The 14,492-nt window shown below is 74.3% G+C and carries 16 protein-coding genes and 1 riboswitch; of the genes, 11 read left to right on the top strand and 5 right to left on the bottom strand.

Features of this window, described 5'->3' with window-relative positions; all coding sequences use genetic code 11:
* Positions 1-142 precede the first annotated feature (142 nt).
* Positions 143-352 carry a hypothetical protein gene (locus ACFOW4_RS18995; RefSeq protein ID WP_377529499.1) on the bottom strand — a complete coding sequence of 70 codons (210 nt, stop codon included), beginning with the start codon at positions 350-352 and terminating at the stop codon, positions 143-145.
* Positions 353-399: 47 nt separating this feature from the next.
* A riboswitch (cobalamin riboswitch) is annotated at positions 400-529 on the bottom strand.
* 540 nt (positions 530-1,069) lie between these two features.
* Complete coding sequence (locus ACFOW4_RS18990) at positions 1,070-1,405, bottom strand: hypothetical protein (RefSeq protein WP_377529498.1); 336 nt, start codon at positions 1,403-1,405, stop codon at positions 1,070-1,072.
* Between the two features lie 216 nt (positions 1,406-1,621).
* Here ACFOW4_RS18990 and ACFOW4_RS18985 point away from each other — a divergent pair, with 216 nt between their 5' ends.
* A complete protein-coding gene (locus tag ACFOW4_RS18985; protein WP_377529495.1) occupies positions 1,622-2,287 on the top strand; it encodes a hypothetical protein in 666 nt (221 codons plus the stop codon).
* Between the two features lie 102 nt (positions 2,288-2,389).
* Here ACFOW4_RS18985 and ACFOW4_RS18980 read toward each other — a convergent pair whose 3' ends face one another.
* Entirely contained in the window at positions 2,390-3,286 is an 897-nt protein-coding gene (locus ACFOW4_RS18980; RefSeq protein WP_377529493.1) for an aldo/keto reductase, read from the bottom strand.
* A gap of 100 nt (positions 3,287-3,386) precedes the next feature.
* On the bottom strand, positions 3,387-4,616 hold the full coding sequence (locus ACFOW4_RS18975; protein ID WP_377529730.1) for an MFS transporter: 1,230 nt from the start codon (positions 4,614-4,616) through the stop codon (positions 3,387-3,389).
* Between the two features lie 170 nt (positions 4,617-4,786).
* On the opposite strand from ACFOW4_RS18975, the gene ACFOW4_RS18970 reads away from it, so the two are divergent.
* The gene (locus tag ACFOW4_RS18970) at positions 4,787-5,776 is read left to right on the top strand and encodes a LacI family DNA-binding transcriptional regulator (RefSeq protein WP_377529490.1); all 990 of its coding nucleotides are present in this window, start codon (positions 4,787-4,789) and stop codon (positions 5,774-5,776) included.
* 81 nt (positions 5,777-5,857) lie between these two features.
* Positions 5,858-6,562 (top strand): alpha/beta hydrolase, encoded by a 705-nt coding sequence (locus ACFOW4_RS18965; RefSeq protein WP_377529487.1) that lies wholly within the window; start codon positions 5,858-5,860, stop codon positions 6,560-6,562.
* A gap of 12 nt (positions 6,563-6,574) precedes the next feature.
* On the opposite strand, the gene ACFOW4_RS18960 is transcribed toward ACFOW4_RS18965, so the two are convergent.
* Positions 6,575-7,699, bottom strand: a complete 1,125-nt coding sequence (locus ACFOW4_RS18960) for an aromatic acid exporter family protein (RefSeq protein WP_377529485.1) — start codon at positions 7,697-7,699, stop codon at positions 6,575-6,577.
* Between the two features lie 35 nt (positions 7,700-7,734).
* On the opposite strand from ACFOW4_RS18960, the gene ACFOW4_RS18955 reads away from it, so the two are divergent.
* From ACFOW4_RS18955 to ACFOW4_RS18920, 8 genes are all read left to right on the top strand, one after another.
* Positions 7,735-8,667 carry an AraC family transcriptional regulator gene (locus ACFOW4_RS18955; protein ID WP_377529483.1) on the top strand — a complete coding sequence of 311 codons (933 nt, stop codon included), beginning with the start codon at positions 7,735-7,737 and terminating at the stop codon, positions 8,665-8,667.
* A gap of 37 nt (positions 8,668-8,704) precedes the next feature.
* Entirely contained in the window at positions 8,705-9,889 is a 1,185-nt protein-coding gene (locus ACFOW4_RS18950; RefSeq protein ID WP_377529480.1) for an FAD-dependent oxidoreductase, read from the top strand.
* A gap of 208 nt (positions 9,890-10,097) precedes the next feature.
* A complete protein-coding gene (locus ACFOW4_RS18945) occupies positions 10,098-11,267 on the top strand; it encodes a CapA family protein (protein ID WP_377529479.1) in 1,170 nt (389 codons plus the stop codon).
* Positions 11,268-11,371: 104 nt separating this feature from the next.
* On the top strand, positions 11,372-12,151 hold the full coding sequence (locus ACFOW4_RS18940) for an LppM family (lipo)protein (protein ID WP_377529476.1): 780 nt from the start codon (positions 11,372-11,374) through the stop codon (positions 12,149-12,151).
* Between the two features lie 148 nt (positions 12,152-12,299).
* On the top strand, positions 12,300-12,635 hold the full coding sequence (locus ACFOW4_RS18935) for a hypothetical protein (protein ID WP_377529474.1): 336 nt from the start codon (positions 12,300-12,302) through the stop codon (positions 12,633-12,635).
* 11 nt (positions 12,636-12,646) lie between these two features.
* Positions 12,647-13,255 carry a glycine zipper family protein gene (locus ACFOW4_RS18930; RefSeq protein WP_377529472.1) on the top strand — a complete coding sequence of 203 codons (609 nt, stop codon included), beginning with the start codon at positions 12,647-12,649 and terminating at the stop codon, positions 13,253-13,255.
* Complete coding sequence (locus ACFOW4_RS18925; RefSeq protein WP_377529469.1) at positions 13,252-13,779, top strand: hypothetical protein; 528 nt, start codon at positions 13,252-13,254, stop codon at positions 13,777-13,779. Before ACFOW4_RS18930 ends, ACFOW4_RS18925 begins: the two co-directional genes overlap by 4 nt.
* Before the next feature lie 73 nt (positions 13,780-13,852).
* Entirely contained in the window at positions 13,853-14,314 is a 462-nt protein-coding gene (locus ACFOW4_RS18920) for a hypothetical protein (protein WP_377529467.1), read from the top strand.
* The last annotated feature ends 178 nt before the right edge of the window (positions 14,315-14,492 follow it).

Genomic DNA, 14,492 nt, shown 5'->3' with positions numbered 1-14,492 from the left:
GAGAGGCTCCGGAGAGTGACGCCCGGGTCGGCGCGGAGGCGACCGGGGCGAAGCGGGTGGGTGCGACGTCAGCGGGTGCGACGGCTCGGCGCGCGGCTCACCGACGTGAAGGTCGGGGACCGGTCAGCGTCGGGGGCGCGGGTCAGCGCAGGACGTTGCCGGCGCGACCGGTCGCGAGCGCGCTGGCGCGGCCGGCGGCTCGACCGGTCCGGTGCGCGCCGGGGCGGCCGGGCACGGATGCGCCGGGGTCGCTGCCGGTGGATCCGCCGGGGCGGCCGGCGGTGGGTGCGGCGAAGCGGCCGCCGCGCGGATCATGACGATGATCGTCGATGCAAGAGACGCCGTGCGTCATCGGGTCCTCCTCGGGTGTCCACGCCCTGGGGCACATCCCGACGGCCGAAGTATCCTGGCTCCCGGATCGACGCTCACCCCCGGCCTTCCAACCGCAGACACACGGCCGTGACTCACGAGGGGGGATCGCTCCCCGGTGACAGTGGCGGGACCGCGCCGGAATCACACCGGCTTCCTTCACTGCCGTCAGGCCGCGAATGCTGCCACACCCCTCGGCCACCGGTCAACGCCACCTCCACCGCTGGCGGCCGAGCCACGGTCATCGACGCCCAGCGATCAGATGCGGGTGATCCCGCCCGTCGGCGCATTGCCCTGGGTGAATCGTGCGCGTCCTTTGCTCTGCTTCACCCGACGCACCGGTGGCGGCCACATCCTGTTGCGTCCGGGTGAGCAGAGCAAAGGGCTCGCAGGGGTTACGACCAGCACGAACACCGAGCCGGGGCGACTCGTCGCGGCCCGGCTGGCGAGCAACGGGTCAGCGTCCACGATCAATGCGGGCAGGTGGAGCGCCAGCGTCGCCAGTGCGGTGCCCGCTGCTGCGGCCGGTTCTGCCCCGCGCGGCCGGCCCCGACCCGGAGGCCGGTCCGGGGCGGGGTCGCCGTGGTCGCCGGCGGGCGCGACTGTGTGATGATCGACGCCGACCAGAGCCACCCGCGGACGGCCAGCGAGCCCCGGTCAGCGCGCGGCGGGCCAGCAAGCCCCGGTCAGCGCGCGGCGGTCAGCGGGCGTGGCGTTCCGGGTGGGCCCGGTTCCAGGCGCGCATGCGCTCCGGGTAGCCGGTGCGGGCCGCCTCGTACAGCGGCACCGCGTGCTTGCGGGCGATGGCGCCCGCCGCCCGTGGCGTTCCGGTCCGGCGGCGGATCCACTCACCGTCGTGGGCGATCGCCACCACCGTGGTGTCGGTCGCGGTGGTCTCCGGTTCCAGGTAGAACTCCACCCCCTGCCGGCTGGCGATGAACGCCTCCAGCGCGGCGAGGTCGTCCCGGTTCCCTTCCCGGTCCAGTTTCGTCGGGGTCGCGTCGGCGGCCCGTGGCCGCCGGTTGAACCAGCCCATGCCCGCTCCTCTCCTCGACGTCCCTGAAGTGCACCACCGTTTCCTGCGAATCCCCTGCACGCCGGATGAGAGAGAACTGAGGTTGGCCAGCGCGGCAGGGCGGTGTCGAGATCTTGGAAGGAAAGTGCCCCTCCGGGGGCGTTTTCGTACCAAGATCTGCAGTCTCCGGACGTTCGCCCCGGTAGGTGCGCGGGCGGGCGTGGTTAGGCTCGGGCGGTGGTGGCGGATCTTCAGGTGGTGGCGGCCCGGGACAACGCCGAGTGGTGCGACATCGTCTGCGCCAGCCACGGGCTGGTTGGCCGCAACGACGAGGACGCCTGGTGGGTGCCGCGCCGCTCTCCGCCCTGGTACCCCGACGCGGTCACCCTGCGCCCCGGCGTCGACCCGGCCGCCGTGCTGGCCCGGATCGACGCCGGCCCCGGGGCGTCGGTGAAGGACAGCTTCGCCGACCTGGACCTCACCCGGTACGGCTTCCGGCTCCTCTTCGACGCCCAGTGGATCCACCGGGCGGCGGCGGATCAGCCGGGCGGCGTACCGCTGAGCCCGGTGACCACGGCGACCGCCCTGGGCACCTGGGCGGCGGCGCACGGCGGTGGCGAGCTGTTCCGCCCGGCCCTGCTGACCGACCCGCGGGTGCGGGTGCTGGCCCGCTACGACGAGCGCGGCGAGGTGGTTGGCGGGGCGGTGGTCAGCGGTCACGGCGCACGCGGCGTCTCCAACGTGTTCGCCCGCACCGCCGATCCCCTGGGCATCTGGCACGGCGTGTGCGCGTCGCTGCCCGGGGTGCCACTGGTCGGCTACGAGTCCGGCCCCGACCTCGACACCGCCCGGGCGGCGGGCTTCACCCCACTGGGCCCCCTGCGGGTCTGGCTCCACGACTGACCCGCCGGCCCCGCCCTCCGGCGGTCGATCTCGAGGTTGGCGTCGCGACACGTCGGCATCGAAGCGGTCAACCGCATGATCAGCGAGGGGGCGGGGCGCGGGTCAGGTCAGGCGGGTCAGGTCTTCGGGGGTCAGGTGGAGGGCGGCGGCGGCGACGTTCGCCTCCAGGTGCGCGGGGTCGCCGGTGCCGGGGATGGCCAGCACGTGCGGGCCCTGGTGCAGCGTCCACGCCAGGCGTACCTGGTGCGCGGTGACGCCGTGGGCCCGGGCGACCGCCTCCACGGCCTCGCTCTGCTCGGCGCTCGCGCCCGCCTCCCGGCCGGTGCCGGCCAGCGCGAAGAACGGCACGTACGCGATGCCCCGCTCGCCGCAGACCCGGACGAACTCGTCCTGCTCCCGGTAGGCGTCCACCCCGTAGTTGTTCTGCACGCAGACCACCGGGGCGATGTCCGCCACCTCCGCCAGCCGTTCGGGCCGGACGTTGGAGAGCCCGAGGTGCCGGATCAGCCCGGCGGCGCGCAGCTCGGCCAGGGCGCCGAACCGCTCGGCGAGCGGGACCGGGCCCGACCCCCGGCCGTGCCGCAGGTTCACCACGTCCAGACAGTCCAGGCCGAGCCGACGCAGGTTCTCCTCCACCTGGGCCCGCAACTGGGCCGGGGTGAGCGCTTCGGTGAAGCCGGACACCGGGTCGTACCCGAAGCCGACCTTGGTGACGATCACCAGATCCTCGGGGTACGGGGCGAGCGCCGCCCGGATCAGCTCGGTGGCGTAGCGCGCGGGGCCGGTGCCGACGCCCAGGGTGCCGCCGGGCGAGACGTAGAAGGCGGCGGTGTCGATGTGGTTGACGCCCAGCTCCACGGCCCGGCGCAGCAGCGCCACCGCCCGGTCCCGGTCCGGGTGGGCGGTGATCCGCATGGAGCCGAAGCCCATCCGGTGCACGGTGCGGTCGCCCAGCGTCCAGCTGCCCGCCGCGGCGGCGGTGATCTCGTCGGTTGGCATTTGGCGACCGTAGCCAGCTCGGGCGCGCGGCGCAGTCGGCCGCGCACCCGATACCGCCCGGAGCCGGTCCGGGTTAGTTTTATCGTGCTGGAGGAGCCGGTCAGCCGGCGCGCGGCGGGCGCAGCTTCGGCACCAGCGCCAGCGTCGGCACCAGCAGCAGCGGCACCACCAGCAGCGCCTGCAGGGTGCCGACCCGGTCGCCGAGCATCCCCAGCAGCGGCGGCCCGCCCAGGAACGCGGTGTAGCCGATCACGGCGACCACGCTGACCCGCACCGGTGCGTGCGCCTCTTCGTCGGCCGCCGCGCTCATCCCCACCGGGAAGCCCAGCGACGCGCCGATCCCCCAGAGGGCGACGCCGACCACGGCCACCGGGCCGGAGCCCGCGAGCACGGCCAGGGCCGCGCCGAACGCGGCGAGCAGGATGGTGGCGGTGAGCACGCGCACCCGACCCCACCGGTCCAGGGCGATGGTGCCGGCGGTGCGCCCGAGGGTCATGCCGACGACGAAGACGCCGAAGACCGCCGCGCCGGCTGCCTCACTGAGGTCGTACCCGTCCACGAAGGCGACGGCCAGCCAGTCGTTGGCGCTGCCCTCGGTGAACGCCATCACCAGCACCAGCAGGCCGATCAGCAGCGTGCGCGGCTCCCGCCAGGCGGCGAGCTGGGCCCGGCGGCGGGCGCCCGGGGCGGCGTCTGCCCCCGCCTCGCCGGTCGCGTCGACGACCGGTCGGGGCAGGAACGCCCGCGCGCCGAGGACGGTACCGGCCAGCACCACCGCCGCCACGACGGCCAGGTGCGCGCCGACCGACACCTCCAGCCGGGCCGCACCGGCGCCGAGCGCCGCGCCGGCCACCGAGCCGAGACTCCATGCCGCGTGGAAGCGGGGCATGACGGTACGCCCGAGCCGCCGTTCCACCGCGGCGCCCTCGACGTTCATCGCCACGTCACAGGTGCCGGAGCCGTAGCCGAGCGCGGCCAGCCCCACCCCGACGCCGATCATCGAGCCGGCCACGGTGGCGCCGAGCCCGGCCACGGTCAGGCCGACGGCGACCAGCGCGGTGGACAGCACCACGGTGCGGGCCGCGCCGATGCGCTGGGCGAGCAGACCGGAGGTGGGCATCGCGAGCAGCGCGCCGATGCTCATCGCCAGCAGCAGCAGCCCGAGCCGGCCGGCGGTGAGGTTCAGCGCCTCGCGGACCGCCGGCACACGGGAGAACCAGCTGCCGACGGCGAGCCCGTTGAGGGTGAACACCACGGCGACGCCGTTGCGCGCGGTCAGCACGGCTCGCGGTGGCGACAGGACGGTGGTCGGTGGGACGGTCGGACTGATGGCGGCGCTCACGGGGGCGGTTCCTCTTCCTCGGCTGGTCTCCTGGCACGATCGCACACCTGAGAGCGCTACCACCACAAGGCGGGGTCGCCCCTTACCGCCGCCCGCCGCGCCGGGGCATGATTCGGGCCGGCTCCCGTCGGACGCGACGGCGCCGGAGGGAGGGGACGATGACGACAGCGGCACAGCGGCCGGCCACCCTGGAGGACGTCGCGCGGGCCGCCGGGGTGTCCCGGTCTACGGCCTCGCGGGTGATCGCCGGGACCGGCTTCGCCTCGCCGGTCGCCCGGGAACGCGTCGCCGCGGCCGTCGATGAGCTCGGCTACGTCCCCAATCCGGCCGCGCGGGCCCTGGTCAGCGGAGGCGGCGTACGGCTGGTGGTGGCCGTCGCCGGCACCGGCGCCGAGGTGCTGGAGGACCCGTACGTCGACCGGGTCGTCGGCGCGGCGGCCCGGGTCTGCGCGCCGGCCGGCGTCGGGGTGGCGCTGCACTGGCTGCCGCTGGGCGAGCCGGCCGGGCTGCGCGGGCTGGCCACGGACCGCAGCGTGTGCGGCGTGGTGCTGGTCAACACCACGGGCGACCTGCTCGACGCGGTGCCACGCGCGCTGCACGGCCGGGTCGCCTCGATCGGGATCGGCTCGGCCACCGTGCCGTCGTTCGACGTCGACAACGGCGCCGGCGCGGCGGCGGTGCTGCGGCACCTGTACGACACCGGCCGTCGCCGGATCGCCATGGTGACCGGCCCCCGGTGGCTGCCGTGCGCGCAGCGTCCGGTGCAGGCGTACGGGCGGTTGATGCGGGAGACCGGCCTGCCGGTGCGCCTGGTGCCGGGGGACTTCAGCGCGGCGCGGGGCCGGGCGGCGGCCCGGGAGGCGCTGCGCCGGTGGCCGGACCTGGATGCGATCTACGCGATCAGCGACGAGACCGCCCTCGGTGTGATCGCCGCGCTGCGCGACGGGGGCGTGCGGGTGCCCGGCGACGTCGCGGTTGCCGGCTTCGACGACATCCCGCTGGCCGGCATGACCGCCCCCGCGCTGACCACCGCCAGCCACCCGGTGGGCCGGATCGCCGCCGCCGCGGCCACCGCCGTGCTGGACCGGCGCCCGGCCCCGCCGGCGACCCTCTTCCCGTCCGCCCTGGTGGCCCGGGACAGCGCTTGACCGACCGGCGGCGGGTGGTTAACCGGGTGCGTTCCGGGTAACCGCCCCGCACAATCCGCCGACAGCGAGGAGCGGTGAACCGTGTCCGAACCCGCGCCCCCGCACCGGCAGCCGGCGGAGAACCCCCGGCACGGCCGGTTGACCGCCCGCCCGCGTACCCCGGTGGCGCCGGCGCCCGCCGGGCTCGTACCGCTGACCGACGCCGACGGCGACCCGCTGGCCATGGTGTACGCCCCGGAGCCCGCCGCCGACGGCGCGCCGTACCGGCTGGTGCTGCTCCTGCACGGCGCGGGCGGCTCCGCCCGGCAGGGCCTGGACCTGCTGCTGCCGGTCGCCGACGCGCACCACCTGCTGCTGGTCGCCCCGCAGGCGGCGGCGAGCACCTGGGACCTGATCGCCGAGGGGTTCGGGGTGGACGTGCGCCGCATCGACGGGCTGCTGGCCAACGTCTTCGACGGCTACCCGGTGCGCGACGTGACGGTCGGCGGCTTCTCCGACGGCGCCTCGTACGCGCTGTCGCTCGGCCTGACCAACGGCGACCTGGTCGACACGGTGCTGGCCTTCTCCCCCGGCTTCGCCGCTCCGCTGGTCACCCACGGCAAGCCGCGGGTCTTCGTCTCGCACGGGGTGGACGACCGGGTGCTGCCGATCGACGTGTGCAGCCGCCGACTCGTCCCCCGCCTGCACAGCCTGGGTTACGACGTCACCTACGAGGAGTTTCCCGGCGCCCACGAGGTCCCCATCCCGGTCCGCGACAAGGCCACCACCTGGCTCACGACCGCCTGAGGCGGCCGGGGGTCAGAGTGGCGGGAGACCGAGGGCCTCGTCCACGCGGGTGAGGACGGCGACGTCGTCGTCGGGGTTGACGCCGCGCAACAGGTCGATGGCGGTGGCGCGGACCTGGCCGATGATCATGGCGAGCGGGAGGGTCTGGGCCGGTCCGAACAGCGCTCCGGCGGTGTGCACAGCGGCCAGGGCCGCTTCGTCCGCCCGGGCCGCGTGCCGGTCGGCGGCCTCCTCCTGCCCGTCCAGGTCGGCGGCGAGCGCCGCGCCGGCCGCCCGGACCGCCTCGGCCAGTGAACGCAGCGCGGCACAGAGGTCGGACGGCGCCGGGGTGGGCAGCCGCACGAGCGTCACGCCGGCGCGGGCCAGCACCCGCACGTTGCGTACCGCGTAGTCGAGCTGCCGGATCGAGCCGTCCACCGACCGCAGCCGCCCGATGTGGCGGCGCCGGCGGACGTGCAGCCGCAGCGCCTCACCGGCGGCGAGCACGCCCTCGCGCAGCCCGTCGACCCGGGCGTCCATGCCCCGGGCCCGGGCGAGCGCGGCGAGCGCCGCGGTCTCGTCCCGGCGGTCCAGCGCGTCGGCGATCCCGCCCAGCAGCTCGGCCAGGTCGTCGAAGGTGTGCCGCACCTCGCTGATCAGCGGGGCCAGTGGGTGCCGGGCGTCGACCAGCAGGCTGATCAGCAGGGCGACCGCGCCGCCGATCAGCGCGTCGACGAAGCGGAACGGCACCAGCGTGCCGTCCGGCGGCGCGACCACGACCAGGTAGAGCGCGGAGACCGCGGCCTGCACCAGGGTCACGCCGGTGGCGCCGAAGGCCACCGCGAGCAGCACGGTCAGCAGGATGACGGTGAAGACCGTCCAGGTGCTGCCCCGGCCGAGGGCCTGCACCACCAGGTCGGCCACCAGCACCCCGGCGGCCACCCCGAGCACGACCTCGACGGCCCGGCGTACCCGTTGACCCCGGGCCTGACCGAGGACGATCAGCGCGGCGGCCGGGGCGAAGAAGGGTTCCGGGTGCCCCACCAGCCGAGTGGCCAGCAGCCAGGCGACGGTCGCCGCGAGGGTCGCCTCGACCACCGGCCGCCAGTCGCGCCGCAGTCGTCCGCCGGCCACCGCCAGGCCGCTGAACCGCACCATCGCCCACCTCCCCGGCGATCGTCTACCATCGCGCGATGGACCCGCTCACCGGGCTGCTCGACGGCCCCCGGGCTCGGGGTGCCTTTCTGCTGCGGTCGGTGTTCGAGCCGCCGTACGCGCTGCGGATCGAGGACCGCGCGCCGCTCACCGTGGTGGCCCTGGTCGGCGGCACCGCCTGGCTGGTCCCGGACGCCGCCGCACCGGCGATGCTGCGCCCCGGTGACGTGGCGGTGCTGCGTGGGCCGGACGGCTACCTGGTCGCGGACGATCCGGGAACCCCGCCTCAGGTGGTGATCCACCCGGGGCAGCGCTGCACCACGCTGCGCGGTGAGCCACTGGCGGAGTCGATGGCGCTGGGCGTACGCACCTGGGGCACCGGGGGGTCGACGGTGCTGCTGACCGGCACGTACCAGCTGCCCGGCGAGGTGAGCCGGCGACTGCTGGGCGCGCTGCCGCCGCTGCTGGTGGTGCCCGCCGACGAGTGGCGCAGCCCACTGGTCGGGCTGCTGGCCGAGGAGGTGACCCGGGACGCGCCCGGGCAGGCCGCGGTGCTGGACCGGCTGCTGGACCTGCTGCTGATCGGCGCGCTGCGCACCTGGTTCGGTCGCCCGGGCACGGCGCCGGGCTGGTACCGGGCGGCCGGCGACCCGGTGGTCGGCCCGGCCCTGCGGCTGGTGCAGAACGACCCGGCCCGGCCGTGGACGGTCGCCGCGCTCGCCGCCGAGGTGGGTGCCTCCCGGGCCGTGCTCGCCCGGCGCTTCACCGACCTGGTCGGCGAGCCACCGATGGCCTACCTGACCGGGTGGCGCCTGGCCCTGGCCGCGGACCTGCTGCGCGAGCCGGACGCCACGCTGGGCGCGGTGGCCCGTCGGGTCGGCTACGCCAGCCCGTACGCGCTGAGCACCGCGTTTCGTCGGGTGCGCGGGATCAGCCCGAGCCAGCACCGGATCGGTGCCGGCACCGACTGATCCGGCGAATTTCTGTAGACGCGGAAGGGCGGTCGACATGGGCGACTCGCACGCGGTGGTGGTCGGCGCCGGGATCGGCGGGCTGAGTGCGGCGCTCGCCCTGTACCGGCACGGGTGGCGGGTGACCGTGCTGGAGCGCGCCGCCGAGCTGCGCGAGGTGGGTGCCGGGCTGACCCTGATGGCGAACGCGCTGCGCGCACTGGACGCTCTCGGCCTCGGCGAGGACGTGCGGCGGGGCGAACACGCCGAGGCGCCCGGCGGGATCCGCGACCGCCACGGGCGGTGGTTGTCCCGGATCGACGGCGCGGAGATGACCCGGCAACTGGGCACCACGGCGCTCGGCGTACACCGGGCCACCCTGCACCGCATCCTGCGCGCGGCGGTGCCGGCCACGTCGCTGCGCACCGGGGCGGAGGTGGAACGGGTGGAGTCCGGTCCGGACCGCGCCGAGGTGCACTACCGCGGGCCGGACGGCCCGCAGACGCTCCCCGCCGACCTGGTGGTCGGCGCCGACGGCCTGCGCAGCCGGCTGCGCGCCCAGCTCTGGCCGGAGCATCCCGCCCCGGTGTACGCGGGCTCGACCGCCTGGCGGGCCGCCATCACGTTCCCCGACCCGGTTCCCGCGGCGATCAGCTGGGGCCCGGCGGCCGAGTTTGGCATGGTGCCGCTCGGCGGCGGCCAGGTCTACTGGTTCGCCGCGCTCACCGCCCCGCCCGGCGGCCACGCCCGGGACGAACTGGCGGCCGTCCGGGAGCGCTTCGGCGACTGGCATGCGCCCATCCCAGCGCTGCTGGCGGCCACCCCGCCCGGGGTGGTGCTGCGCAACGACATCCACCACCTGGCCACCGGGCTGCCGTCGTACGTGCGGGGACGGGTGGCCCTGCTCGGCGACGCGGCCCACCCGATGACCCCCAACCTCGGGCAGGGCGCCGGCCAGGCGATCGAGGACGCGGTGGTGCTCGGCGCGGTCTGCGCCGGCGGGGCCGACGGGCTGCCGGCCGCGCTGGCGGCGTACGACCGGCTGCGTCGCCCCCGCAGCCAGGCGATCGCCCGCGCCTCCTACCGCGCTGGGCGATACGGTCAGCAGCTGCGCAACCCCCTCGCGGTGGCGGCACGGGACACCGCGCTGCGGCTCACCCCGGCCCGGTCCGCGTTGCGCGGCATGGCCCGGTACGCCGACTGGCGACCCCCGACGCAGCCGGGCGCCGACCCGGCGAGCTGAAGTCGGCTCGACCCGGAAGCCCCCACTCTGAGCGGGGCGGCGTGCCATCGGACAGCCGCGGGTCACGGGCGACACTCGCGTACCCGGGGCCACGACTTCCCGGGTTGACCTGCGAGGTCGCCTGGGCGCGACCGACGATACCGGGGTCAGCTCCGCTCGGCATCGATGAGCCGGTCCGCCTGCGGCTCTTACCGAAGGACGCTTCACCATGCGCCCATCCGCCGTCCGCGTCGTGCTGGTCACCGCGCTGGTCGTCGCGTCGGCCGGCGGGTCCTCGTCGCCCGGTGGGATCACCACTCAGCGCCTGTCGCCGCGGCCCCCCGCGGCTCAGGCGCAACCGACGCCGGACCCGCCGCGCCGGGTGAGCATCCTCGGTTCCGGAGACATCCTGGTGCACCCGCCGACGTGGCGGCAGGCGCGGGCGGACCGGGAGGCGGCCGGCGGCACCGGCTACGACTTCAACCCGATCTTCGCGCCGATCCGCCCCGCCGTCGAATCGGCCGACCTGGCCATCTGTCACCTCGAGGCCCCGATGGGGCCCGGCGAACCGCAGGACTTTCCGCGCTTCAGAGCCCCCACCGACCTGGCCGCCGCGATCAGGACCGCCGGCTACGACACCTGCTCCACCGCCAGCAACCACTCCCTCGACCAGGGCGAGCAGGGCGTGCACGACAACCTCGACGCCCTCGACGCCGCCGGCCTGCGCCACACCGGCACCTTCCGCAGCGCGGCCGATCAGGCCACGCCGACCATCTACGAGGTCAACGGCGTCAAGGTCGGTCACCTGTCCTGGACGACGCACTTCAACCAGATCGCACTGCCGGCCGGCAGGACCTGGCTCGTCAACCGCATCGACGTGGCCGCGATCCGCGCCGCCGCCGCCCGCACCCGGGCGGCCGGCGCGCAGATCGTCGTGCTCTCCGCCCACTGGGGCACCGAGATGAGTCACGAGGTCAACGACCTACAGTCGTACTGGGCCCGGCAACTCATCGACGACCCGAACATCGACCTGATCATCGGGCACCACGCGCACGTCGTCCAGCCCTTCGAGCGCGTCGGCGACAAGTGGATCGCGTACGGCGTCGGGAACACCCTCGCCCGGCACGACTTCCCCAGGGACGACAACCGGGAGGGGGTCCTGGCCGAGTTCACCTTCACCGAGCAGCCCGGCGGGCGGTGGGTCGCCACCCGCGCCGAGGCCATCCCCATCTGGCTCTCCCTGAAGCCGGACATCCGCGCCGTCGATCTGGCCTCCGCCCTGCGGGGACTGCCACCCGGCGACCGCCGCCGTGCCCCCTACACCGCGGCGCTGGAACGCATCGCCAGCGACCTCGACGGCCGCGGCGCGATCGCCGCCGGCCTGCGTGTTCGTCGTTGACAATGCGCCTCGGCCGAACGGGAACAGCACGCCGGTAAGATCGGCGACTGCATTGTGACCGATCGCTGACTTCCCGTGTGAAATGGATCACACACACTATCTCCATGAACAGGAGATTCAACCGCGGTCAGGCACTCCGCGTCGCGGTGTGTCTCCTCTTTCTCGCCGCGCTGAGCGGCTGCATGCAGCTCAACATGGGACTCACCGTCAACGCCGATGACACGGTCGACGGCCAACTGCTGCTGACCGCCCAGAAGTCCCTGCTGACCTCGCGAAACAAGAATGTTCCGGCGGCCTTCGCGGAACTGCGGCAGAACATCCCGGCGCTTCCGCCGGGCGAGGAGACGGGGTACGAGGACAGCAAACTCTTCGGTACCCAGATCAGTTATGGCCGAGCGCCACAGGAAACGTTCGACAGCGAGAGCGTCAAACTGGTCCGGGACGGCGATTTCTACCGCTTCACACTGCCACTGGACCCGACGAAATACGGCGGGAAGGTGGCCGAACAGAATCCACAGAATCAGCAGGCGTTCCTGCGGTTGATGTCATTCGAGATCTCGGTGACATTTCCCGGCCGGGTGATCGACAGCAACGGCACGGTCAACGGCCGGTCGGTCAGCTGGAAGGTGGACCCCAACCAGGACAAGCCGACCGAACTGCGAGCCGTCGCCGAGGCGCCGCCCCGGCCGTCCACCTCGCCGGTCGCCGCCGGTGACGAGGGTGGGTTCCCCTGGCTGCTGATCGTCGGCGGGCTGCTCCTGCTGCTGCTGATCGCCGCGGTCGGCGTACTCCTGCTACGTCGCCGCCGTCCGACGGCGCCGGCCGCGACCACGCCGGGACCGACCACGCCGGGCCCGCCCGCCGGCGCACCCGGGCCCGGCTGACCCATCGGTGGCCGGCCCCGCTGGCCACTCCCGGCACCGGGCCGTCCCCACGACGACGGCGACCGGCACCGGTGCTCCCACCGGGAGCGCCGAACCTCACCACCACCACATCCCGGTCGCACCAACGCACAACCGAAGGGGGATCGCCGTGAACGATCTCTTCACCTGGGCCGCCCTGGGCAGCCTCGCCGGCGCGAGCGCCGCCACCCTGCTGGCCACCAACGTCATCGGCGGGCTGATCGGCCCGGACGGCGACAAGCTGCGCAAGTGGATCGCCATTGGCATCGCGCTCGCGCTGTCCTACCTGACCGCCGCGTTCGCCACCGACGTCGGCGCCGAGAAGTGGATCATCGCGTTCTTCAACGCGCTGGTCATCTTCTCGGCGGCGCTGGGCGTCAACCAGTTCCCCCCCGGCAACCGGCAGGCGACGCCGACCCGGGTGGCGGACGGTCGCGAGCCCCGTGTCTTCCGCTCCTGGGTCTGAGAGGTGACGTCATGATCCTCGGAATCGTCAGCGCGGCGGTGCACGTCGTCCTCGGCGCCCTGTTCGGCCTCTGGGCCGGTGGCCCGATCGGCCTGCTGATCGGCGCCGTCGTGGGCCTGCTGGTCGGCGCGATCTTCGGCTGGGCGGTGGCCTCCGCCGGGGTGTACGCGGCCGACGCCCGCGGCATCGCGCTCTTCGTCGTCGACCACACCTGGAGCCTGCTCAACACGCTCGTCGGGGCCATCTACCTGGCCGTACACCTGCTCTTCGGGCACACACTGGACCGGCCCACCTCGCAGGGCAGCGGCCGGGTCAGCCTGGTGGAGGGAGTCTCACCCCGCTACGCCACCACGATCGGCACCGTCTGCGCCGGCTCCAGCCCCGGCATCCAGCGGCACGAGGACGTGCACATCTTCCAGGCACGGCTGCTCGGCCCGCTCTACATCCCGCTGGTGCTGGCCAACTACGTGCTGTTCACCATCGCCCCGGTGTGGCTGCTCTACCACGACCACACCAACGCGCCGATCAACCGCTTCACCCGGTACTTCGAGATCGGCGTCTACCCGCACGTCTGGAACGAGGCCATCGCGTACCGGATCCAGGGGACGCCGCCGCGATGAGCACCGACGGGCGCGGACCGATCGAGACGGCCACCGCCGAGCTGGCCGCCTGGCTGGCCACCGCGGCCGGGGAGCCCGTCCCGGTCGGCCCGCCCCGTACCGACGGCGACGCCGCCGGGCTGACCCTCTGGCCGCTGGAGCTGCGCCCGGCCCAGCAGACCCGTTCCAGCGGCGCGGTCCGGGAGCCGTACCGCTTCACCGTCCGCTACCTGCTCTGCGTCACCGGGCCGGCCGGGCTGCCCGTCCTGGACCGGGTGCTCACCGCCACCACCACCGACGGCCGGTACCAGGTGATGCTGGAGGCGGGCTCATTTCCCCTGTGGACGGCGTTCGGCACCGGTCCCCGGCCGGCGCTCCTGATCGACGTGCCGGCGCAGGTGGACCACCCCACCCCGACCGCGCCGCCGGTGCTGCGCCCACCGGCGCGGCGCTGGCGGACAGCGCCGGCGTCCTGGACGTGCAACTCGACGACGTGTCCGGGGTCAGCGAGCCTTCCGGCCGGGGCACCGGCTACCTGGCGCTGATCGACGCGGTGGCCGTCTGGACCACGGGCTGTTCTGCCTGGGCCTGCTGCTGCCCGAGCGGATTCAGGGTCGGGTGCAGGGGCTGGCCACGCTGATCTTCTCGATCCTCCTGATCATCGTCGGGCTGGTGGCGCTGGTCATCGCGTTCGTGGAGCTGTCCATCATGGTGTCGCTGTTCCTGGCCGCGCCGTTCGGCACGCTGGCGTACCTGGCACTGTGGGGGTTCTTCCCGGTCGGCGAGGCGTCGGTGTTGCTCGGCCTGGTGCTGCTGCTCAAGCTGGTCTGGGCCGGGCTGCTGGTGCTGGCCCAGCCGCGCTTCCTGCAGAACAAGGGCCTCGCGCTGCTGACGCTCACCACGCTGCTGTGCACGGTCGTGCTGGAGTGCCTGCACCATCTGGTGCCGGTGATCCTGGTGAGCATCCTCGACGACGTGGCCGCGCTGGTCTTCGCCGTGATCGCCATCATCTGGGGTCTGGTGCTGCTGATCGGCTCGATCCCGGCGATCGTCAAGGCGATCCGGGTAACAGCGACTTGACCTCATGATCAGCGCCAGTGAGCGCCGTGCCGGTCCATCTCCACCGCGAGGCGATCCAGGGCGGGTGACCCGTCGGTCGTGGTGGGCGTCGCGCAGCGTGCCGACGAGGTGACTCCCGTCGCCTTGCGGACCGGCCACGATTCAACCCGACCCCCGTTGGGGAAGATGGTGCGACGCA

The sequence above is a fragment of the Micromonospora sp. GCM10011542 genome (genome assembly GCF_042650685.1).
Taxonomy (GTDB): Bacteria; Actinomycetota; Actinomycetes; order Mycobacteriales; family Micromonosporaceae; genus Micromonospora.
This window is presented reverse-complemented; position numbering and strand designations above follow the sequence as displayed.

Coding starts and splice junctions, on each gene's coding strand:
- ACFOW4_RS18950 (WP_377529480.1), top strand. CDS start 8,705: ATGGGCGACTCGCACGCGGTGGTGGTCGGCGCCGGGATCGGCGGGCTG.
- ACFOW4_RS18990 (WP_377529498.1), bottom strand. CDS start 1,405: ATGGGCTGGTTCAACCGGCGGCCACGGGCCGCCGACGCGACCCCGACG.
- ACFOW4_RS18955 (WP_377529483.1), top strand. CDS start 7,735: ATGGACCCGCTCACCGGGCTGCTCGACGGCCCCCGGGCTCGGGGTGCC.
- ACFOW4_RS18945 (WP_377529479.1), top strand. CDS start 10,098: ATGCGCCCATCCGCCGTCCGCGTCGTGCTGGTCACCGCGCTGGTCGTC.
- ACFOW4_RS18960 (WP_377529485.1), bottom strand. CDS start 7,699: ATGGTGCGGTTCAGCGGCCTGGCGGTGGCCGGCGGACGACTGCGGCGC.
- ACFOW4_RS18970 (WP_377529490.1), top strand. CDS start 4,787: ATGACGACAGCGGCACAGCGGCCGGCCACCCTGGAGGACGTCGCGCGG.
- ACFOW4_RS18980 (WP_377529493.1), bottom strand. CDS start 3,286: ATGCCAACCGACGAGATCACCGCCGCCGCGGCGGGCAGCTGGACGCTG.
- ACFOW4_RS18940 (WP_377529476.1), top strand. CDS start 11,372: ATGAACAGGAGATTCAACCGCGGTCAGGCACTCCGCGTCGCGGTGTGT.
- ACFOW4_RS18930 (WP_377529472.1), top strand. CDS start 12,647: ATGATCCTCGGAATCGTCAGCGCGGCGGTGCACGTCGTCCTCGGCGCC.
- ACFOW4_RS18925 (WP_377529469.1), top strand. CDS start 13,252: ATGAGCACCGACGGGCGCGGACCGATCGAGACGGCCACCGCCGAGCTG.
- ACFOW4_RS18995 (WP_377529499.1), bottom strand. CDS start 352: ATGACGCACGGCGTCTCTTGCATCGACGATCATCGTCATGATCCGCGC.